The following is a 21,250-nucleotide window of genomic DNA, read 5'->3' as shown; positions in this document are numbered from 1 at the left end:
ACTTTCTAACTAAGTCGATTTATTAGTCGTCTACTTCCGCAAAGACTTGGGTTGCTTTCACAGCCTTCTTCCAGCCCTTGTAGAGTTGTTCCTTGCGAGATTCGTTCATAGATGGCTCAAAGAGTTCTCCTGTCTCGTTCAAGAGTTTCAACTCATCCAAGTCCTTCCAATAGCCCACTGACAAACCAGCTAGGAAGGCTGCACCTAGAGCTGTTGTTTCCAAGTTTTTGGCGCGTGCGATATCGATTCCCAAAATGTCAGCTTGGAACTGCATGAGGAAGTTGTTCATAGCTGCACCACCGTCTACTTTCAAGACTTGGATAGCTGTCTGCGCATCCACTTGCATGGTGTCGATGATGTCACGTACTTGATAAGCGATAGATTGCAAAGTCGCCTTGATAAAGTCTTCTTTGCTTGTTCCACGAGTCAAACCAAAGACAGAACCACGAGCGTTTTGGTTCCAGTATGGAGCACCTAAACCTGTAAAGGCTGGAACGACATAAACTTCATCATTGTTGTGAGAATCACGAGCGTATTTTTCAGATTCTGGTGAATTTTCGACCATGCGAAGACCGTCACGAAGCCACTGAATGGCACTTCCTGCGATGAAGATAGACCCTTCCAAGGCATAGTAAACCTTGCCGTTGATTCCGTAACCAATGGTTGTCAAGAGGTTGTTTTCAGACAACTGCATCTCTTCCCCAGTATTCATGATGATGAAAGAACCTGTTCCGTAAGTATTTTTAACCATACCTGGTTCAAAGGCCAACTGTCCAAAGAGGGCTGCCTGTTGGTCCCCAGCCATACCTGAGATTGGGACTTCTCCACCATAGAAATGGAATGGGGCTGTCTTACCGTAGATTTCAGAGTTAGAACGAACCTCAGGCAACATTGCTTTAGGAATATTGAGGATTTCTAAAATCTCATCATCCCATTTGAGTTCTTTAATGTTATAAAGCATGGTACGAGCTGCATTTGAGTAGTCAGTCACGTGAGCTGCACCGTCAGTCAATTTCCAAACCAACCAAGTATCGATGGTACCAAAGAGCAATTCCCCTTTTTCTGCTCGCTCTTGAGCGCCCTCTACATGGTCCAAAATCCAACGAACCTTGGTCGCTGAGAAGTAAGCATCGATGATCAAACCAGTCTTTTCATGGAATTTTTCCACATAACCTTGACTTTTTAGTTGTTCAGCCAAAGGAGCAGTTTGGCGTGATTGCCAAACGATGGCATTGTAGATTGGAAGTCCTGTTTTCTTATCCCAGACGACCGTTGTTTCACGTTGGTTAGTGATTCCTATTGCCTCAATTTGATTTGGCTTGACACCACTTTCGATGAAAGCACCCGCAATAACTGACTGGACTGAGTTCCAAATTTCATTAGCATTGTGCTCAACCCAACCTGCCTGAGGGAAAATCTGAGTAAACTCTTTTTGACTCGAGCTAACCTTTTCTCCTTTTTTGTTGAAAATAATGGCACGAGAACTTGTAGTTCCCTGGTCAATGGCCATGATGTATTTTTCTTGTGACATGTGCTGTCCTCCTGATAAAGATCTTGAGGATATCTCCTCTTTACACTAACTAGTATACAAAATAAAGCGCTTTCCTGTTTATCAACTTTTTTTAATTTTTTAAAAAATGTGAGGAGATTGTGTGAATTTCACAAAAAAAGACCTGGAACAACCAAGCCTTTTAAGTGAATAATAACTGACGAATCGCTGCCAAATCTTCCAAATCCAAGTCGTTTTTTAAATAATAAACTGGAGTCTGTTCCTTCTTATGAATCGGGTTATTGGTAACCAGCAAATCATAATGTCGAGTTCGGTCATAGGCTTCAATGGTAATAAAACGATTGTATTCCAAATACCGTTTCAAAATGGCTGCCATCCTTGAAAAGACAAGAAAACCTGATGTCAAATCCAAACCAATCCGCATATGCTGGCCACCATTTTCAGCCATATATTCAATTAACTGGAGCCATTCCCAGAGAATTTTCTTATCCAAATCCGTCCCCTGCTGAAAGGCAGGCAAGGCATGAAAAATCTCCTCTGCCGTTCCCCTAAAATCATGTTCCATCAAAAAATAAGGATGACGATTCTCCAACTGGTACTTGTAGCGGTCCTGTAAAATATAGCCCTTATAGAGATAGACTTGAGCACAAAGCTGACTGAGTTCATAGGTAACGTGATCCTCTGTATAATCACCCAGCAACTCCTCCTTCTTCATTTCTTGAATCAATTGCGTCAGTAAATCTGCCAACTGCCCTCCAAAACCAAGAATATACTCCATAGTATGAAGGGGAAGAATGCGATGAGATAGGAGGAAAGAGAAGAATATCATCATCTCACCATCCTCAGTTCCTAGAGGAAGGTGTTGCCCAGCAAAAAAGGAAGGTGCCTTTCGATGCAAACGAAGGTAGAAAATATTGTCAAAATACCCTCGCATTTTCTCTTCTATCACTTGAAACTGACAGGCATTGACACGGAGACGTTGTTGACTGATATGAGCCCAGAGAACCAAGTCCAATTTCTGACCCGAAGACAAACTTGCACCGCAGATTTCTTCTAAAGTGGCAATCTCCTGTTTTCTCTCTGGTTTCTGCATGTGACCTTCCCATTCCTGACTGGACCAGACCTTGCGGAAAAGACAGAAATAGAAATAGCGAATCTGATGCTCTGGACCTCGCCAACGTCCATTTTGGATAGATAAGTCAAATTCTGACAAAATCTGATTCAAACTAGCTAAGTGGCGACCAAGCGTAGCCTCACTAATCATCAATTCTTGAGCCAGCTGATGGGCTAAAAACTGTTGGTGGTAGAGAAGATAAACAAGAATCTGGTATTTAACAGCATTCTCCAAAAACAAGCTCCGAATATCTCTCCCCTTGGTAGCTGCACCGATTGACAGACGCAGATTTTCATCTTCTAAGGAGATAGTCAGCTCTAAGCCACTGTCCAAAGCCTTGTCATTGAGCAGGGTGACATATTTGGTTAGAGTTGCTTTTGAAAATCCTGTTTCCTCCATTACAGCCTTGACGGTCGTCTGAGACTCTTGTAATAGAAAGGAAAGGATTGAAAATTGGCCAGATTCGGCCTTTTCCATCAAATCTCCTAAATACATTTGTTACCCCTTTCATTTTCTACCTTAAGCATAGCATAAATCTTACAAATGCTGAAATAATCTGTTTCTCTTTTTATTTTCATGCTGATTTCCTGGTCCATTATCCTAAAAATCAGCAAACACACGGCTCCCCCTTTGGGCATTTTTATGCTAAAATAGTAGCTATGGATAAAATTATTAAAACAATATCAGAAAGCGGAGCCTTTCGTGCTTTTGTCCTTGATAGCACAGAAACCGTCCGCACTGCTCAAGAAAAACACCAAACCCAAGCTAGCTCAACTGTAGCGCTTGGTCGAACTCTTATCGCTAGCCAGATTCTCGCAGCCAATGAAAAAGGAAATACCAAACTAACAGTTAAGGTATTGGGATCTAGCTCTCTAGGTGCTATTATCACCGTCGCAGATACCAAGGGGAACGTCAAAGGCTACGTTCAAAATCCTGGTGTTGACATCAAAAAGACTGCAACTGGTGAAGTTCTAGTTGGACCTTTTGTTGGAAATGGTCAATTCCTCGTTATCACAGACTACGGTACTGGAAATCCTTACAACTCTATGACACCCCTCATCTCTGGAGAAATCGGTGAAGACCTGGCCTTTTACCTAACTGAAAGCCAACAGACTCCTTCAGCAGTCGGCCTCAATGTCCTTTTGGACGAAGAAGACAAGGTCAAGGTTGCAGGTGGTTTCCTAGTTCAAGTCTTGCCAGGAGCTAAGGAAGAAGAGATTGCTCGCTTTGAAAAACGCATCCAAGAAATGCCAGCTATCTCAACCCTTCTCGAAAGTGAAGACCATATCGAAGCCCTCCTCAAGGCTATCTACGGTGACGAGGCTTATAAGCGTCTTTCTGAAGAAGAAATCCGTTTCCAATGTGACTGTAGCCATGATCGCTTTATGAACGCTCTTGCCAGTCTTCCAAACTCAGACTTACAGGAAATGAAAGAGGAAGACCACGGAGCAGAAATCACTTGTCAATTCTGCCAAACTACTTACAACTTTGATGAAAACGACCTGGAGGAACTCATTCGTGACAAATCTTAATACACCCTTTATGATTGGCAATGTTGAGATTCCCAATCGTACTGTTTTAGCGCCTATGGCTGGCGTGACCAACTCAGCCTTTCGTACTATTGCAAAAGAGCTCGGAGCTGGACTCGTTGTAATGGAAATGGTCTCTGACAAGGGAATCCAATACAACAACGAAAAAACCCTGCACATGCTTCATATCGACGAAGGCGAAAACCCTGTCTCTATCCAACTTTTTGGTAGTGATGAAGACAGCCTAGCACGCGCAGCAGAATTTATCCAAGAAAACACTAAGACCGATATCGTGGATATCAACATGGGCTGCCCTGTTAACAAAATCGTGAAAAACGAAGCTGGAGCTATGTGGCTCAAAGATCCAGACAAGATCTACTCTATCATCAACAAGGTCCAATCGGTTCTTGATATTCCCCTTACTGTCAAAATGCGTACTGGCTGGGCTGACCCATCTCTGGCAGTAGAGAATGCCCTCGCTGCTGAAGCTGCAGGTGTTTCTGCCCTCGCCATGCATGGCCGTACCCGTGAACAAATGTATACAGGCCACGCCGACCTTGAAACTCTTCATAAGGTTGCCCAAGCTCTTACCAAGATTCCCTTCATCGCTAACGGCGACATCCGCACAGTCCAAGAAGCCAAACAACGCATCGAAGAAGTTGGTGCTGACGCAGTTATGATTGGTCGCGCTGCCATGGGAAATCCCTACCTCTTCAACCAGATCAACCATTACTTTGAAACAGGAGAAATCCTACCTGATTTGACCTTTGAGGACAAGATAAAAATCGCCTACGAACACTTGAAACGCTTGATTAACCTCAAAGGAGAAAACGTCGCAGTTCGTGAATTCCGCGGCCTCGCTCCTCACTACCTCCGTGGAACTTCTGGCGCTGCCAAACTCCGTGGAGCCATTTCACAAGCTAGTACCCTAGCAGAGATTGAAGCCCTCTTGCAATTGGAGAAAGTTTAAACACAGAAAACCCGTAAACTTCATTCAGTTACGGGTTTTTAAAATGTCTATAAACTTGAGATTCTAAATTCTACTATTGAGCTAAAGCAACACTGGAAACCTTGCCATCTGCACCTGTGGTAATTTGAACGGTCTTTCCTCCACCGATTGTAGCATTATACTTACCATCGTCAAGAGTATAAGAATAGTCTCTGATAGAGTAGTTTTCTTTCTTTCCATCAGCAGATTCTACTGTGAATTTGCCTCCTGATGAAACTGTGATGGTTTCACCATTGGCACCCTTCCAGTTGCCTGCAGCTGCTGAGAAATCACCATCAACCATGGTTAAAACACCCTTGTAGCGTTTGTTGTGTTCTGCTTGCTTGTCTTGAAGTTTGCGGTCAGTTGTTGGATCATAGCCTGACTGGTTAGACTGGGCTTGAGAACCTTGCTGAGTTGAAGGAGCTTGAGTAGCAGTTTGTTGACTAGCTGCCTGTTGATTAGACACTTCTTGGCCTTGTCTTTGCTCTGGTGCAGGTGTCGCTTCTGATGGTGTCGCAGTTGCTGCAGACTGGTCAGTAGATGATTTGGTCTTTTCAGATGAAGCTGAACTTGAGGACTTCTGAGTTTTACTTTCTTTGCTAGAAGAAGCTGCTTTTGAGCTTGATGATTGGCTTGTCTTAACAGAACTGCTTGCTTGAGTTGTTTCCTTTTTATTTCCACAAGCTCCTAATAGCAAGGTAGAAGCCAATACAGTTGCTGCCATCAATTTGATATAGGTTTTCTTTTTCATTTTTCTACTCCTTTGTAATATTTTAGAAATATAAAGAAATCTTTTTGTAATACTATTGTAACATTCTCATTTGAATATGTCAACAATTTATCTAAACTATTTTAAAAATTTTAAATACTTTAGATACGTTTACTCCTCCTACTCTTCTATTCGTAATAAAACAGAAAAACAGGAGATTTTTCTGTTAAAAATTTAAATTTGTTTTTGTGTAATCGCTTGCATTCTTAAGTACAAAGGAATATAATAACATTGAAATAGAATATAGGAGGTGTAGACTTATGTTAAGCAAATATTACAAGTATCTTCCTTGGTTGATTGTGACAGCTATTGTCTCTTATCAATCAGCAACTTACTATGCGCGAACTGCATTTGATGTGTTTTATCTGACTACAATCTTTTTGATTTTCTATATCGCTTTGTTAGTTTTGCATGAGAACTATCTCAAGTATCGATACAAAGACTTTTTTACTCACCTGTTGAGCAATTCTAAGAAGGATAGCCATCCCTAAAAACAGTCGCAACAGCAAAGCAAACTAATAAAGGCAAACAAAGAGGTCGGGAACTTTGTCCCGACCTCGTTTTTTATTTCAATCGATAGGTTTTTCTTGGTTTCTTTTTAGGCACTCGTTTGAGTCCAACTTCTTCTACATATTCTCCGTATTTTACGAGAAAGTTATTGCTGACGATGGGGCGACCGGGGTTGATAAGATTGACCAGTTCAGTTCCTTCGTAGACAGTGAACTCCTCCTCCAGCAGATAAAGGAAGGTCGGATTCCAGTCGAGACGGCCTTGGATTCGTTTGATGGATTCTTGGATAATGGCATAATGATCAAAAGCGAAGGCTTGCTCCTCCAACTCTACTCCCTTTAAGAAGCACTTGCCTGTCTGAAAATCGACATCTACAAAAACCACGTCCTTGGCATCGTCTCCTGCTTGAACAAGTTCTAATGCACGACTAGGCAGATAAACCAAGTGGGCAATGGTCACTGTCCAGCCCCGTGGGTCACGGCCGGGAGTCGATACGGTCATCAATTGCTCGATTTTTTCCAAAGGAAGATCGAGATTAACTTCTTCTCTCACCTCACGCTGACAGGCATGCGCAGCATCTTCGCCCTTGTCCATAAATCCTCCAACCAGAGCCAAACAGTTTTGATAAGGGTGAGCCTTGCGACGGATTAGCAGGAGCTTGATCTTTCCTTCGACAAAGCAGTAGGCTACCATATCCACTGTCACACTTGGTTTTTCATATTGAGGGAGTTCCTGCTTGTAGTACCAGTCTAAAAACTCCTCCTGACTGGCATGGATTTCATAATATTCTTTTTCCGTCATCCCGGCTGGAATCTTTGTGTCTGCCATCTTATGCCTCCTTTCGAACTGCCTTGGTCCATTGATACCATCCCACTAGACTATTGAGTGTGTAAACCCAGTACATCCCTTGGATGTGGATATTTTCACCCCACCAGAGATAAATACTAAAGAGATTGGTTGCAATCCAGAAAATCCATTGCTCACGGTAGAGACGTGTCATCAAGAGCTGACCAACACCATTAGTCGCATCAGTAACACTATCACGGAAAGGACGGGCGCTATTGATACTTTGGTAAGCCAAGCCCATACCAATCCAGATAATAGCAGTCAAGGCCAAGTACTTGAGCCAATCAAGAACAGATAATTTCTTAGCTTCAAAGTGGGATTCTTCTGGTTTTCCTTGGTCGTTGATACGATTGGACAGCCAAGCATAGAGACCAATCGGCTGCATGACAAAGAAGTAAACAGTCGTTAAAACTTCACCATAAAAAGTCGCATTCATGGCCAAAATCAAATAGATAGCTGAGTTAATAGCCCCAAAAAGATAATTGCTTGCACGCCCTTCTGCTACCAAGATAACACAGACAATCCCAGTCCAAGATGCAAACAAGCTCATCCAGTCATGACTTTCTGTATTTTGAGTGAACTCTAAGATCAAGGGAACACTTGACAGGGTGATAAGATACAACCACTGGAAGAGGCTACGGCCGACAAAGAGATCTTTCCAGAGCAGGCGCATGATTCCTGCAAAACCGATTTTGCGGGCTTCCGCATGGACATTTTTAAAGTTTTCGATAAATTGTTTGATTTTTTCAGTTAGTTTTTTCATAATTTTCTCCTAATCTGCTTGGTAAATGGCATCAATAGCCACTTTGGCTGCTTCATAATTGCCTAGGTAATCCTCAGCTAGATAAACTAGTGGAATGGTGGTTAAATATTGCTCTCTCATCTGATCCAAATGCTGGGAAAAACTATGACGAATATGGTCTTCTGCCATAGTCATATCTCTAAATCCGTCATTGACATAGGAGCCGACAGGCTGCACAAAGAGAATCAAGTCCCATTTTTCCTTAGCCAAGATCGAAACAAAGAGATTGTCAAATGTCTCTCCTGATAAGTCCCCTTGGTCCTCAGTCTCCATGTAATAATCATAGTAGCCCTTGGTTACTAAGGAGTTGGTGTCTGCTATTACCAGTCCTCTATTGGCATTGCTATCGATTAACTTAGAGGTCTGGTCATACTGCCCCAACAGGAGATAATAGTAATCTTTTGGAGTCAATTCATCGTCGCGGACATTATTTTTAATCTGATACTCACGTGCGTATTCCAAACTAACTGGTGCATCGTAATACCTAGCCAAATCCTTAGCCAGAGTGGTCTTCCCATTGCTAGCACTTCCCATAATCAACACTTTCTTTGTAAACTGACGACGGAAGGGTTGAGCGATATATTTCCAATATTTACTTGGATTTTCTCGAATCATAGTCGCTGAGATACCAAACTTTCTTTCTTGCAAGACAGTCTCAAAGCCACGATTTGATAATTCTTGCTGGTAGTCACGTTCTCCCACAAAGAAGATTAGTTCTTGCTGGGCTTCATCATAGGAAATCTCTGCAAACATCTGATTCAACCACTCCTGCCAGCCCATAGGGTAACGAGGAAGATTGGTTTCATCTAACTTGCAGACAGAGGTCAACTCGTCATCACCAAAGGCCTCTCGGATATAGCGAAATCTCTTTTGAAGAGTTAAGCCTACCTGCTCCCCTCGGTCTCCCTCATAGCCTGAAACGACAACCCAGACCTGGTCACACTGCCGCTTCGCTCGCTGAATCAGATCAATATGTCCTTGATGAAGCGGAGCAAAAGTCCCAAATACCACTGCTGTTTTCTTTTTCATAAACGCATTACCTTTTTATAATTTTTGATATTTTTATTATCTATGTTTTTATTATAAATTATATTTTTGTTTTGTCAATAGTTTTTTATCATTTTTTATAAAAAAGTAGCAAAAAAGAGAATCAAGATTGCTCCTGATTCTCCATTTTATGCAATATCAAATTTTAACTGGCCTGCTTTAACACCAATCTTAAGTGTGCTGCCTGCCTCTAATTCTCCCTTGAGAAGAAGTTCTGCCAACTTGTCTTCCACTTCTGTTTGCAGGGTTCTGCGAAGTGGACGAGCTCCCATCTCTGGATCATATCCTTGATTTGCCAGCAATTTCAGTGCGGAAGCTTGTAATTTCAAGTCAATACCTTTTTCAGCCAAACTTGTTACTAAAGGTTTAACCATAATCTTCACCACTTCCTGCATATGGTCGCTAGACAAGCTATGGAAGACTACCTTTTCATCAATACGGTTGATAAACTCAGGTCTATAAGCCTTTTTCAACTCTTCAAACATGCGTTTTTCCATATTTTCCTGGTCAAAACGAATGTCCTTAGCTCCAAAACCGACGGTCTTGTCATCACGAAGGGCTGTCGCACCAAGGTTCGATGTCATGATGATAATGGTATTTGAAAAGTCAACCTTGCGTCCCTTGCTATCTGTCAAGACACCGTCATCCAAGACCTGCAAGAGGACATTAAAGATATCTGGGTGGGCTTTTTCTACCTCGTCAAAGAGGAGAACGGAATAGGGTTTGTTGCGAACCTTCTCGGTCAACTCCCCACCTTCTTCATAACCCACATAGCCCGGAGGAGCTCCATTGAGACGACTGGCTGCAAATTTTTCCATATATTCACTCATATCAAAGCGGATCAGAGCTGATTCATCATCAAAGAGAACTTCTGCCAGAGCCTTGGCCAATTCGGTCTTACCGACACCTGTAGGCCCTAGGAACATAAAGGAACCAATCGGACGCTTATGACTGCGAATCCCTGACTGGTTGCGGCGAATCGCACGGCTAATGCTTGAAACAGCTTGATCTTGACCGATGACACGTTTGTGCAATTCAGCTTCCAAGTTAAGGTATTTCTTAGCGTCCGTCTGAGTCAGTTTTTGGACTGGAATACCTGACAAACGACTCAAGGTGGTCAAAATATCAGACTCTGTCACCAAGTCTTTATAGACAGGCACTTCCTCTTCTTTTGCGATTAGCTGAGCTGCCTGTTTCCACTTGCCATCCATCAAGGCCTTGTCAGCTGGACTCAAGCCCGAATCGTCTGCTTTTACATGCTTTGCCTTATTTTGCACTGTTGCTGCTGCTTCGTCCAAGAGGTCAATAGCAGAGTCCGGCAAATGACGACTAGTCAAGTAACGATGGGCCATCTTGACGGCTGTTTCAACTGCTTCATCTGTGATTTGCACACGGTGATGTTTCTCATAAGTCGCCTTCAAGCCTTGTAAAATGGTCATGCTGTCTGCCACACTCGGCTCTTCAATCGTTACTTTAGCGAAACGACGAGAAAGGGCTGCATCTTTTTCGATATGTTTTTGATATTCTTCCTGAGTGGTCGCACCAACCGTTCTCAAAGTTCCACGCGCCAAGGCTGGCTTCAAGATATTGGCCGCATCTAGAGTTGAGTCAATCCCACTCCCAGAACCCATGATAGTGTGAAGTTCATCGATAAAGAGGATGACTTGTCCATCTTCTTCAATGTCCTTGATGATATTGTTCATACGTTCTTCAAAGTCACCGCGGAAACGTGTCCCTGCGACGACATTCATCAAATCAAGCTCTAACACGCGCATCTTAGCCATTTCCGTAGGCACATCCCCACTAGCAATACGCTGGGCAAGACCAAGCGCCAGAGCAGTTTTCCCGACACCCGCATCTCCAACCAAGACAGGATTATTCTTGGTTTTACGGCTCAAGATTTGAATCATACGAGAGATTTCCTTGTCCCGACCGATGACTGGCTCTAATCTGCCAGAACGCGCTTGCTCCGTTAAATCATGCGTATAGTCCTCGAGACCACCGCTTGGAGTCTGGGGCATGCCCATCATATTGGCCATAGAATTTTGTTTGTCAGCTACTGTACGATGACGTTGGCGTAAAGCCTTGAGGTCTTCACGAGTCCAGCCTGCACGTTCTTCTAGATTTCGACGTAGGGCAGCAATCTTAACCTGATCTTTCTTGTCTTCATAAGAAAAACCAGCTCTCTCCAAGATACGAGTCGCCAAGGCATTGCCATCATGCAAAATCGCATAGAGGACATGCTCCGTCCCTAGCATCTTAGCATGGACCACTGACGCCACATATTCTGCTTCATCAAAAAGGACCTGCAAACGATGAGAAAACGGCAATTCCGTCAAAGTTTCATTCTGGTTATAGTCTGTTTCAGTCAGTTCCAAAGCCACCTCTTCTAAACGGTCCATCTCATATGGATAATCATTTAAAGTGGCCCCTGCCACACTATAACTGTGATTGGACATGGCAATCAACAAGTGCCAAGACTCTAGGTAACAAGCTCCAAAATGGCCAGCCACCATGTAGGCACTTTCGATACATTCATTCAATGCTTTTGAATAGTTCATCTTACTTCCCTTTTCTATCTACCTCTTGTATGACCTGTCGTAGCATGTTTGCTCGAAGTACTGGTGCTTCTTCTCCTAAAACGCGATCCAAAGCTACTGATACTAGCAAATTCATCTCCTGCTTGGTCATCAATTCCTGCTCAACCAAAAGCTGCAGAATATCCTCATAAATTTCTTGACTAACTCGCTCACCAATTGAGTAAAGCAGCTCCCTAAGCATTTCATGATGACTAGAAAACTCAATCCGTCCTATACGAATGTAGCCTCCACCACCACGCTTACTTTCAACCAAGTAGCCTCTACTTTCCGTAAAGCGTGTCTTAATCACATAGTTGATCTGACTAGGAACAACCTGAAAAGTATCTGCCAACTGACTCCGTTGCAATTCTACAATTCCAGATTGATCTAAAATCGCCTTGATGTAGGCCTCAATATGATCCGATGTATTTTTAAATCTCATTACAAACCCACCTCTCTCTTTAAACCTTGACTATCTTTGACTATTATACCGAAATTTTCTCATTTTTAAAAGAAAAAGGGCGCTGGTAAAGGATAATCTTCACCAACTCCCTATTTCTCTACTTATCTAAGCCTAATTCCGCTAAGATTTGACGTTTATAGACAATCTTTTGGACTTCCTTGTCCTCATCTTCAGACCAATCTAGTTTAATTTCTGAAACAATCTGCCCAGGGCGATTTTTCAAGATATAGATGCGGTCGCTGAGACTGAGGGCCTCCTCGATACTGTGCGTGATAATCAAGGTTGTTAACTGCAACTGCTTGTGAATCTCAAGATACCAAGCGTGGAGTTCCATCTTGGTCATCTCATCCAAAGCGCTAAAGGCCTCATCCAAGAGAAAAAGCTTGTGCCCGAAAAGGTAGGTACGAAGCAAGGCCACACGCTGGCGCATCCCACCACTTAGTTCATGAGGATACTTGTCTCGTACAGCTGTCAACTGGAAGGTAGCAAGAATTTCATCTGCGCGAGCAATAGCTTCTGCCTTATCCACTTTTTGAATCAAGAGAGGCAGTATGATATTGCCAAGCACCGTCTTGTGCTCCAAGAGCAGATCCTTCTGCAACATATAACTCACGCGTCCCTTAGGATTTTCTTCACCGTCAAGTATAATTCGCCCTGACTGGACTTCTAAAATTCCAGCGATCAGATTAAAGAGGGTGGTTTTTCCAACACCACTTGGACCTAGGATGGAAACCACTTCACCTGAAGTTACCTGCAGGTTGATATCCTCTAAAATTTTCTCCTGACCATAAGCATAACTGACGTGTTCTAGTCTAATTTCTGTCATTATTTCACAAATTCGTTGGTAAAGCCTTTGTCTGTCAAGTCTTCTTTAAGGATACCATTTTCTTTATCCCATTTGTAGAAGGCATTCCAACGAGCTGCATCAAATTGCCCCCATTTTTCCTTGTCGCTTGCGTATTCTTTTGACAAGTATTTTTGAGATTCGATGACAAAGTCACGTTTTTCCTTTAGTTCAGGTGCATTTTTGATGAGGATATCAGCTGCTTCCTCTGGATGCTCCATAGCATATTGGTAGCCTTTTTTGATGGCTTGGATAACTTTGCGAGCTTCTTCTTTGTTGTCTTTGAGGTAGTCGTTGTTGGCGATGATAACTGGTGAGTAGTAGTCAAATTCTTTAACGTAGTCTTTCAAGTACATAAAGTTAGCATCTACACCTTGAGATTTTGCAAGAATTCCATCCCATCCATAGTAGATCCAAGCAGTGTCAAAGACACCATTAGCGATTGGTGTGATAGAGTTTGAGTCATTATTTGGTACTTTTTCTACCTTCTCAAAGTCTCCACCTTGTGATTCTACCAAGGTTTTCAACATAGCAAGTTCCGTTGGGTCATTCCATGTCCCGTATTTCTTACCAACCAAGTCTTTTGGACTAGCTACATTGTCAGATTTACGAGAGATGATTCCTGATGTATTGTGCTCTACGATAGCTGCAACAGCAGTAATTCCTGCCCCTTTTTCCAATTTCTTCGCCATGTAATCTTGGAAATACACTGCAAATGGTGCCTTGCCATTGATAACCAAGTCAGAAGAACTTTCTTCTGGCGGCAATTTCAAATCAACATCTACTCCAGCTTCTTTGAAATAACCTTTTTCCTTAGCCACATAAAGTCCTGTGTGGTTGGTATTTGGTGTCCAGTCTAGGATAAAGTCAATCTTCTTGAGTTCTGCCTCTTTGTTGTCCTTAGAAGCAGTTCCTTGACCACAAGCCACAAGCACAACAGCTACAAAAGCCGTTACAAGCGTTAAAAACACTTTCCATGTTTTCTTCATTTTGATTTCCTCTTTTCTTTTTTGAAACATCCTTATTCTACGAACGTTTCCATTTAATCACATATTTTTCACTAATATCGACCAATTTCATACCAAGAAGGCTGATAATCGATACCAGAATAATAATAGCGAACATGGTGTCATACTGAAACAGTTTCTTGGACTGAATCATATAAACACCAAGACCCTCAAAGCCTCCCAACCACTCAGATACCACTGTTGTGATAAAGGCGTAGGAGACACTGACCCTCAGACCTGCATAAAAGTAAGGCAGACTGACTGGGATTTTAAAATGCCACAGAATTTGCCAAGGTTTGGCCCGCATCAGACTAAACAAGGTCAGCATATCCTTGTCACAATGCCTAAAACCGTCCAAAATGCTAACGATGATAGGAAAAGTAGTCGTCAAGATAATCAAGACAATCTTGGGTAAAATCCCATAACCGAGCCACAAGACCAGGATAGGAGCTATGGCAATGGTCGGAATGGTCTGAACAACCACCATCATAGGGTAAATCAGATCGTTAAGCCAAGTCAAACTATCCATAAGCACAGCCATGAGACAGGCAATCAAAACTCCCAGAACCAACCCCAGCAAAGCCACTCTCAAGGTCGCCCAGCTATGGTGCCAGAGAAATTCTCTATCACGAACAAAGGCCTGGAGAATTTCAAGAGGTGTCGGCAGGATAAACTTGGGGAGAAGTTTAAGCAAACCTGCTAGCTGCCAGATTGACAAGACTCCTAGAAAGCCCAATAGACTAATGTATCGTCTCAGTATACTTTTCAAGTTTCTCATCAATACTTAATATCTCTCCTACATTTATTTTAACATTGGCAAAGACATTGTCTGCCTCTTGCCCTGCTACCTCTAGCGCTTCTTTGAGAATGCGCATGAGCTCATCAAACTCCCCTTCCAAGACCGTTTCAAATGGTGTCACCACCATAGTTACTTCTTGAGCTTGCAGATAAGCAATGACCTGATCAATAACAGCAATCCGATCAATTCCCTGTGCCAAGGGTAAAACTTGCAAGGCTATGCTTGCTTTCATAAGAACCTCCTCTTCTCGTTTTCCTTTGACAAAAAGAAAAACCTTTACCATATATGGAAAAGGTCAAGATTAGACTAAGTATCGTTCCCTACGCTGGCATTACCCAGATCAGGTGCGGTCGAAGTTTAACACTTCCTCTCAGACTGTACACAGACTCCCATATATTATATGGACATATGATAGCGCAAAACAAAAAAAATGTCAAGGAAACTGCTTACAGAAAAACATGAAAAAGAGTTTGAAAACAAATGCTTCAAACTCTATATAGCTTTTTTATTTAGCCTCGTACCATGTTGCCCCTTCATTTTCATCTGCGATGAGGGGAACACTGAGTTGAATGGCTTCTTCCATAGTTTGTTTGACCAATTTTTTCATCTCTGCTAGTTCCGATTTAGGCACTTCAAGGACGATTTCATCGTGCACTTGCAACAGCATCTTAGTCTGATAACCACCTGCAACCAAGGCTTTATCTAGCTGAATCATGGCAATCTTGAGAATATCTGCCGCCGAACCCTGGATAGGAGAGTTGATAGCTGTCCGCTCTGCAAAACCACGAATATTGAAGTTGCGCGAATTGATATCTGGCAACTCACGACGACGCTTGAAGAGGGTCTCCACATAGCCCTTATCACGCGCCTCACGCACCACTTCATCCATGTAGTTTTTAATACCTGGGAAGCGTTCAAAGTAGGTATCAATGTAGGCTTTGGCTTCCTTACGGCTAATGCCCAAATTATTCGACAAACCAAAGTCTGAAATCCCGTAAACCACTCCAAAGTTGACAGCCTTGGCATTACGACGGTCGTTTGCAGTCACATCCTCAGGACGCTCAATACCAAAGACACGCATGGCTGTCGAAGTATGGATATCTGCCCCCTCTTGGAAAGCCTTAATCAAGTGCTCATCATTAGAAATATGCGCCAAAACGCGCAATTCAATCTGTGAATAGTCCGAGCTGAGAAGGACACTATCCTCCCACTCTGGCACAAAAGCCTTCCGAATAAGACGGCCTTGTTCCAATCGTACAGGAATATTTTGCAAGTTTGGATCCACACTAGACAGACGCCCTGTCTGGGTCAAATCCTGCACATAGCGAGTATGAATCTTGCCATCAGCCAAAATCCAGTCCTGCAAGCCAATTACATAAGTGGATTGAATCTTAGCAATTTGACGGTAATCCAGGATTTTCTTAACAATCGGAGCAATAGGAGCCAGGCGCTCCAAGACATCCACCGCTGTCGAGTATCCAGTCTTGGTTTTCTTAGTGTATTCTAGAGGTAGCCCCAATTTTTCAAAGAGAAGCACTCCTAACTGCTTAGGCGAGTTGATATTAAACTCCTCACCAGCCAGTTCGTAAATCTCCTGAGTCAGTTTTTCAATGACAAGCTCATTTTCAGCCTGCATCTCAAGCAAGGTCTCTTTCTTGACCGTAATCCCAGCAATTTCCATCTTAGCAAGGACAAAGGCCAGAGGTTGCTCCATATCATAAAGAAGCTCTAATTGCCCATTTTCACTGAGTTTTTCAAGTAAAATAGGCTCTGTTTCGACCAAAACAGCAAGTTTACGAGCTAAATGCTCCAAGAATTTCTCACGTTCAGGAATGGCCTTCTTGACTCCCTTACCATAGAAAGTCTCATCATCAACCAAGTAAGTCTGACCGTAAAGACTCGCAATGGTCGCAATTTCATTGTCCTCAACAGTCGAAAGGAGGTATTTAGCCAAGCGACTGTCAAAAGCAGGCGCCTGCAAATTCACATCAAAACGATGCAAGAGGACTTTGGCCTTCTTAAAGTCATAAACTCTCAGAGGTGTTTTTTCTAAAAAGTCCTTGAAAATCGGCTCTTGCAAAAGCTCAAGTTTATCTGTGGCATAGAGCTTATTCCCACAAGACCAGGCAAAACCAACCAAATCGTCCGTATGGTAATTCTCCCCAAAAAGCTCAAAATGGAAGATAGACTCTTCACTCAGCATATCTTGACTGACTTGGTCAACAATAGTAAAGTCCAAGCTCTCAGCCACATCAGCTGACGACACATTTAAAGCCTGCTTGAGCTGTTTAAAACCCATCTCATCGTAGAATTTCCCAAGATTTTCCACATCTGGACCACTATAGACCAAATCCTCCAAACTAATCTCAATCGGTGCCTTGGTATCAATGGTCGCCAGTGTTTTCGACAAAAAGGCCTGTTCCTTATCATTGATGAGATTTTCCTTCATCTTAGAAGCCTTCATCCCATCGATATTTTCATAAATACCCTCAAGCGAACCATGCTCCAGCAAGAGCTTGATACCAGTCTTTTCACCGATTTTAGTCACCCCAGGGATATTATCCGACTTATCACCCATGAGCGCCTTGAGATCGATAAACTGAGCCGGTGTAATGCCCATCTTTTCCATAAGATATTCTGGCGTAAAGGCCTCAAACTCAGCCACACCTTTCTTGGAAATCTCAACCACCGTATGCTCATCCGTCAGTTGAATCAAATCCTTGTCCCCACTGACAATGGTAATATCAAAACCATCTTGCTCAGCTAACTTATCCAGTGTCCCAATAATGTCATCCGCCTCATACTGAGCTAACTCATAGTGACGAATCCCCATATGATCCAGCAACTCACGAATGAAGGGAAATTGCTCACGAAACTCATCAGGGGTCTTAGCCCGATCACCCTTATAGTCCGCATACATCTCTGTACGGAAAGTCGTCTTTCCTGCATCAAAAGCCACTAAAATATGACTAGGCTCAATCCTCTCTAACAAATGGCTCAACATCAACTGAAAGCCATAAATCGCATTGGTATGCAAACCAGCCGCGTTCTTAAAACGGTCTAACTGCTGATAGAGCGCAAAAAACGCCCGAAAAGCAACAGAAGACCCATCAATCAATAATAATTTTTTCTTATCCATACACCCATTATAAAGGAAAGTACCAAAAAATACCATTGGGAAGAATTCCCTGAGAGAAACTAAGATAATATACAAAAGAGAAGGAAGTTATTCCTTCTCTTGCAAACTACGAAATGAATTAGTTTTTACGTTTCACAAATGGAATAGCACCAAGGAACAATCCAAGGAATCCCAATGATGCAACTGCAACATTATCTTTACCACCAGTATTTGGAAGTTCTTTTTTATCTTCTGCTTTTGCTGCTGGTGCTGGTGCTTGATAAGTATTATCCTTGTTAGTACCTGCTGTTGTAAGAGTATATTCTGGAACTTCATTAATTGCTGGTGCGCCTGTTTCTGCATATGCTGGAACTTCGTTAATTGCTGGTGCGCCTGTTTCTGCATACGCTGGAACTTCGTTAATTGCTGGTGCGCCTGTTTCTCCGTATGCAGGAACATTATTCACTGTAGCGTCTTCACCATTTGTAGATAAAGGCCCTGTATATTCTGGAGCTTCGTTAACAGCTGCTAAGACAAAATTAGCACCACCTTTATATTCTGGAACTTCATTAACAGCTGCTAAGACAAAATTAGCACCACCTTTATATTCTGGAACTTCATTAACAGCTGCTTCTAAACTATTAACTCCACTGTTGAATTCTGGAGCTACCTCAGCTACAGGAGGTAATAATGCTTCTCCGTTTTCATTAACAGGTGTATTAGTTGCAAGAGTTCCTGTGAATTCTGGAGCTACCTCAGCTACAGGAGGCAATAATGCTTCTCCATTTTCATTCACAGGTGTATTGGTTGCAAGAATTCCTGTGAATTCTGGAGCTACCTCAGCTACAGGAGCATCAGCCGCATTAACTCCTCCACTATATTCTGGAGCATCGGCTACAGTAGGAGGTGTTGCATCATTTACCCCACCATTGAAATCAGATCCATTATCTCCAGAAGGAGAGGCACCAGGATTCACACCACCACTAAATCCTGGAGCGTTAGGAGCAGTTGGCACTTCGTCAGGTTGTTTAGCATCATCAGAAGGTGCATCACTAGGATTTACACCACCACTGAAGTCTTTCGGTTCTTCACCCTTAGGAACTTCTTTTAAGTTTTCGATATAACCTAAAGTTGTGTTGTAATCGTCAGTTAGCTCATCGATTGCAGATTTGTATGCTTTTACAGCTTCGTTAACTTCATCAAATTTAGCTTGAGCTTCATCAGCGGCAGTTTTAGCAGAAGCAACTGAAGCTTCTAGTTTAGTTACAGCATCTTGCAATCCATCTTGGATAGCTTGATCCGCATTGTTTTTCTTAGCAGTTTCAAGAGCAGTTTTAGCTTTTTCTAAAGTTTCTTTTTGTTTCTCTAATGCAGCATTTTTCTCTTCTACTACCTTAGCTTTTTCAGTAGCGTCAGCTTTATCTTCCTCAGCTTCTTTCGTTAATTTTTCAATTTTTTCAGCTAAATCATCAGCAATGTCTGTAAGTTTTTTAACAATTGGTTTAGAAGCTTCTTTTTGAGCTGCTTCATCAATTTTCTTAGTTTCGTCAGCAGTTAACTCTTTAGTTTTATAAGCTTCAGGAGCTTTATCTTTTGTGTTGGCATCGTTGAGGAATTCATCTACAGCTTGAGTAGCTGTAAGAACTCCATCTTCAATCGCTTTTAGTAAAGCTTCTTTACCGATTTCAGCTTTTGCTTCTTCGATAGCTTTCGCTTTATCTTCAGGCTTGATGCTATCATCCTTGTTGACTTTATCTTCAGCCTTTTTTTCAAGTTGCTCTAAAGCACCTTTCAAAGCTTCTAAGTTAGCTGCTTCTTCTTTTTTAGCGTCTTCTTCTTTTTTTACTTCTTCTTCAACTTTAGCTTTTGCTTTAGCTGCTTCTTCTTTAGCCTTAGCTAATTCAGCTTCTGCGTCAGCTTGAGCTTTGTCTGCTTCTGTTTTTGCAGTCTCAGCAGCAGTTACATCAGCAGCTTCTTTTTTAGCTTTCGCTGTAGCTTCTTCAACCTTTTTAGCTTCTTCAGCTACTTTTTTCTCTAATTCAGCAACTTTAGCATCAGCCTCTGCTTTAGCTTTAGCAGCTTTTTCAGCTTCGGTTGGTTCAGCTTCTTCCTCTGGAGTTTCTTCTGCTGGTTTAGCTGGTTCTGCAGCTTCTTTTGCTTCTGCTTTTTTTACTTCTTCAAGAAGATTATCACGTTTTTCAGTTAAATCTTGAATTTCAGCTGATGCAGCTTGAATTTTTTCATCAGCTTCATCAAATTCAGACTTCGCAGTATCGCGTTCTTTTTCAATCGCAGTTACAGCTTTTTCTAACGGTGTTGTGATATCTTCACCAAATCCATTATCTTTAGCGGATTTAAGAGCCTCTTTTGCTTCTTTTAAAGTATCTTCCTGTTTTTTTAGTGTTTCAGCTTTCTTTTCAGAATCGGCTTTTAATTTCTCAGCATCATCCGTTAAGTTTTCAATTGTTTCAGTTAAATCATCAGCTTTGTCTTGCAATTTTTCTGATTCAGGACGAGCAGCATCCGCTGCTTCACCTTCCTCAATTCCCGCTTGCACCTCTTCAGGAAGCTTGTCCTTAGATACAGGAGCTTCTGTTTTAATTGTTGGATTAGTATCTTGTGCTTTTTCAGCATCATCTGCTAACTCAGCAAGAATATCAGAAGCATTTAATTCACCAGACTCAACAGACTTCAATAATTCTTCTTTTGCTTTTTTGTCAAGCAATTCGTTATCAGGAATTTGTTTCAAAGCTTCAGTTAAAGCTTCTTTAGCTTCGGCTTCTTCTTTTGCAGCGGCTTCTTCTTTTGCGGCTTCTTCTTTTGCTTTAGAGTCAGCTTTAGCAGCTTCTTCTTTTGCTTTAGCTAATTCATCGTCAGCCATTTTCTTAGCTTCTTCAGCTTTAGTTTTTGCAGCATCAGCCTCAGCAGCTTCTTTTTTCTCTGTTTCAAGTTTAGTAGTTGCATCAGTTGCTGTAGTAGTTGTTGTATCTACTTTTTCTTGAGCTGCATCAACTTTGGCGTTAGCTTCTTTTTCAGCTTCCTTAGCTTTTTCTACTTCAGTTTTTGGAGTTTCAGCCGCAGGTGTAGGCTTAGTTTCTCCAATCGGTTGAGTAGCTGTTGGTTTATCATCAGCTTTCACGACTGACGGTTGAGATGCAACAAAAGCCGCTCCCAAAACAGCTACACTAGCCAAACTAGTTAAAATGATTTTCTTTTTATCCATTTTTAAATGCTCCTTTTTTAAATCATAACTAGTTTCATTATACTCCTTTTTAACTTAAGCATCAAATAAAATGTTAATATGTTTCTCGCTTTATTATAT

Annotated in this window: 17 protein-coding genes and 1 riboswitch; of the genes, 3 read left to right on the top strand and 14 right to left on the bottom strand. The window is 42.1% G+C overall.

The window, feature by feature from the left end; all coding sequences use genetic code 11:
- Nucleotides 1–22: 22 nt before the first annotated feature.
- Complete coding sequence (glpK, locus tag D7D54_RS06225; protein WP_000076784.1) at nt 23–1,531, bottom strand: glycerol kinase GlpK; 1,509 nt, start codon at nt 1,529–1,531, stop codon at nt 23–25.
- Nucleotides 1,532–1,691: 160 nt separating this feature from the next.
- Nucleotides 1,692–3,119, bottom strand: coding sequence for an AcpB/EbpR/MafR family transcriptional regulator (locus D7D54_RS06220; protein WP_120719061.1), 1,428 nt, complete (start codon nt 3,117–3,119; stop codon nt 1,692–1,694).
- A gap of 164 nt (nt 3,120–3,283) precedes the next feature.
- On the opposite strand from D7D54_RS06220, the gene hslO reads away from it, so the two are divergent.
- Both hslO and dusB read left to right on the top strand, forming a co-directional pair.
- On the top strand, nt 3,284–4,156 hold the full coding sequence (gene hslO / locus D7D54_RS06215; RefSeq protein WP_020902155.1) for an Hsp33 family molecular chaperone HslO: 873 nt from the start codon (nt 3,284–3,286) through the stop codon (nt 4,154–4,156).
- The gene (gene dusB / locus D7D54_RS06210; protein ID WP_020902156.1) at nt 4,143–5,123 is read left to right on the top strand and encodes a tRNA dihydrouridine synthase DusB; all 981 of its coding nucleotides are present in this window, start codon (nt 4,143–4,145) and stop codon (nt 5,121–5,123) included. The genes hslO and dusB overlap by 14 nt, the downstream gene beginning before the upstream one ends.
- Before the next feature lie 73 nt (nt 5,124–5,196).
- Here the strand turns inward: dusB and D7D54_RS06205 are convergent, their stop codons facing one another.
- Entirely contained in the window at nt 5,197–5,895 is a 699-nt protein-coding gene (locus D7D54_RS06205) for a hypothetical protein (protein WP_020902157.1), read from the bottom strand.
- A gap of 278 nt (nt 5,896–6,173) precedes the next feature.
- Between D7D54_RS06205 and D7D54_RS06200 the strand changes: the two genes are divergently transcribed.
- Nucleotides 6,174–6,404, top strand: coding sequence for a hypothetical protein (locus D7D54_RS06200; protein WP_020902158.1), 231 nt, complete (start codon nt 6,174–6,176; stop codon nt 6,402–6,404).
- Between the two features lie 73 nt (nt 6,405–6,477).
- Here the strand turns inward: D7D54_RS06200 and D7D54_RS06195 are convergent, their stop codons facing one another.
- The 11 genes from D7D54_RS06195 to D7D54_RS06145 form a co-directional block, all read right to left on the bottom strand.
- On the bottom strand, nt 6,478–7,251 hold the full coding sequence (locus D7D54_RS06195) for an NUDIX domain-containing protein (protein ID WP_120719060.1): 774 nt from the start codon (nt 7,249–7,251) through the stop codon (nt 6,478–6,480).
- Nucleotide 7,252: 1 nt separating this feature from the next.
- Nucleotides 7,253–8,032, bottom strand: coding sequence for a nicotinamide riboside transporter PnuC (gene pnuC, locus D7D54_RS06190; RefSeq protein WP_120719059.1), 780 nt, complete (start codon nt 8,030–8,032; stop codon nt 7,253–7,255).
- A 9-nt stretch (nt 8,033–8,041) separates the two neighbouring features.
- The gene (locus D7D54_RS06185) at nt 8,042–9,100 is read right to left on the bottom strand and encodes an AAA family ATPase (RefSeq protein WP_020902161.1); all 1,059 of its coding nucleotides are present in this window, start codon (nt 9,098–9,100) and stop codon (nt 8,042–8,044) included.
- Between the two features lie 146 nt (nt 9,101–9,246).
- Nucleotides 9,247–11,679, bottom strand: coding sequence for an ATP-dependent Clp protease ATP-binding subunit (locus tag D7D54_RS06180; protein WP_120719058.1), 2,433 nt, complete (start codon nt 11,677–11,679; stop codon nt 9,247–9,249).
- A gap of 1 nt (nt 11,680) precedes the next feature.
- Nucleotides 11,681–12,139, bottom strand: a complete 459-nt coding sequence (locus tag D7D54_RS06175; protein ID WP_001211277.1) for a CtsR family transcriptional regulator — start codon at nt 12,137–12,139, stop codon at nt 11,681–11,683.
- Nucleotides 12,140–12,257: 118 nt separating this feature from the next.
- Nucleotides 12,258–12,986: an ABC transporter ATP-binding protein gene (locus tag D7D54_RS06170; protein WP_020902163.1), complete on the bottom strand. Its 729-nt coding sequence runs from the start codon at nt 12,984–12,986 to the stop codon at nt 12,258–12,260.
- A complete protein-coding gene (locus tag D7D54_RS06165) occupies nt 12,986–13,993 on the bottom strand; it encodes an ABC transporter substrate-binding protein (protein ID WP_064276821.1) in 1,008 nt (335 codons plus the stop codon). Before D7D54_RS06165 ends, D7D54_RS06170 begins: the two co-directional genes overlap by 1 nt.
- 37 nt (nt 13,994–14,030) lie before the next feature.
- On the bottom strand, nt 14,031–14,789 hold the full coding sequence (locus D7D54_RS06160; protein ID WP_162496602.1) for an ABC transporter permease: 759 nt from the start codon (nt 14,787–14,789) through the stop codon (nt 14,031–14,033).
- Nucleotides 14,752–15,042, bottom strand: a complete 291-nt coding sequence (locus D7D54_RS06155; RefSeq protein ID WP_050266059.1) for a thiamine-binding protein — start codon at nt 15,040–15,042, stop codon at nt 14,752–14,754. Before D7D54_RS06155 ends, D7D54_RS06160 begins: the two co-directional genes overlap by 38 nt.
- Nucleotides 15,043–15,110: 68 nt before the next feature.
- Nucleotides 15,111–15,213: riboswitch (TPP riboswitch) on the bottom strand.
- Nucleotides 15,214–15,315: 102 nt separating this feature from the next.
- Complete coding sequence (polA, locus tag D7D54_RS06150) at nt 15,316–17,949, bottom strand: DNA polymerase I (RefSeq protein WP_084862863.1); 2,634 nt, start codon at nt 17,947–17,949, stop codon at nt 15,316–15,318.
- A gap of 118 nt (nt 17,950–18,067) precedes the next feature.
- On the bottom strand, nt 18,068–21,151 hold the full coding sequence (locus D7D54_RS06145) for an SIALI-17 repeat-containing surface protein (RefSeq protein WP_120719056.1): 3,084 nt from the start codon (nt 21,149–21,151) through the stop codon (nt 18,068–18,070).
- Nucleotides 21,152–21,250: the final 99 nt, after the last annotated feature.

This window comes from Streptococcus chosunensis (assembly GCF_003626515.1).
In the GTDB taxonomy this organism is placed as follows: Bacteria; Bacillota; Bacilli; order Lactobacillales; family Streptococcaceae; genus Streptococcus; species Streptococcus chosunensis.
Note: the sequence above shows the minus strand (reverse complement) of the source record. Positions and strands in the feature narration are given on the sequence as shown.

Excerpts from the sequence above, each read along its gene's own strand:
- D7D54_RS06200 (WP_020902158.1), top strand. The coding sequence starts at position 6,174 with ATGTTAAGCAAATATTACAAGTATCTTCCTTGGTTGATTGTGACAGCT.
- polA (WP_084862863.1), bottom strand. The coding sequence starts at position 17,949 with ATGGATAAGAAAAAATTATTATTGATTGATGGGTCTTCTGTTGCTTTT.
- D7D54_RS06145 (WP_120719056.1), bottom strand. The coding sequence starts at position 21,151 with ATGGATAAAAAGAAAATCATTTTAACTAGTTTGGCTAGTGTAGCTGTT.
- D7D54_RS06180 (WP_120719058.1), bottom strand. The coding sequence starts at position 11,679 with ATGAACTATTCAAAAGCATTGAATGAATGTATCGAAAGTGCCTACATG.
- D7D54_RS06205 (WP_020902157.1), bottom strand. The coding sequence starts at position 5,895 with ATGAAAAAGAAAACCTATATCAAATTGATGGCAGCAACTGTATTGGCT.
- D7D54_RS06185 (WP_020902161.1), bottom strand. The coding sequence starts at position 9,100 with ATGAAAAAGAAAACAGCAGTGGTATTTGGGACTTTTGCTCCGCTTCAT.
- D7D54_RS06220 (WP_120719061.1), bottom strand. The coding sequence starts at position 3,119 with ATGTATTTAGGAGATTTGATGGAAAAGGCCGAATCTGGCCAATTTTCA.
- D7D54_RS06160 (WP_162496602.1), bottom strand. The coding sequence starts at position 14,789 with ATGAGAAACTTGAAAAGTATACTGAGACGATACATTAGTCTATTGGGC.
- pnuC (WP_120719059.1), bottom strand. The coding sequence starts at position 8,032 with ATGAAAAAACTAACTGAAAAAATCAAACAATTTATCGAAAACTTTAAA.
- hslO (WP_020902155.1), top strand. The coding sequence starts at position 3,284 with ATGGATAAAATTATTAAAACAATATCAGAAAGCGGAGCCTTTCGTGCT.
- D7D54_RS06170 (WP_020902163.1), bottom strand. The coding sequence starts at position 12,986 with ATGACAGAAATTAGACTAGAACACGTCAGTTATGCTTATGGTCAGGAG.
- glpK (WP_000076784.1), bottom strand. The coding sequence starts at position 1,531 with ATGTCACAAGAAAAATACATCATGGCCATTGACCAGGGAACTACAAGT.
- D7D54_RS06155 (WP_050266059.1), bottom strand. The coding sequence starts at position 15,042 with ATGAAAGCAAGCATAGCCTTGCAAGTTTTACCCTTGGCACAGGGAATT.
- D7D54_RS06175 (WP_001211277.1), bottom strand. The coding sequence starts at position 12,139 with ATGAGATTTAAAAATACATCGGATCATATTGAGGCCTACATCAAGGCG.
- D7D54_RS06195 (WP_120719060.1), bottom strand. The coding sequence starts at position 7,251 with ATGGCAGACACAAAGATTCCAGCCGGGATGACGGAAAAAGAATATTAT.
- D7D54_RS06165 (WP_064276821.1), bottom strand. The coding sequence starts at position 13,993 with ATGAAGAAAACATGGAAAGTGTTTTTAACGCTTGTAACGGCTTTTGTA.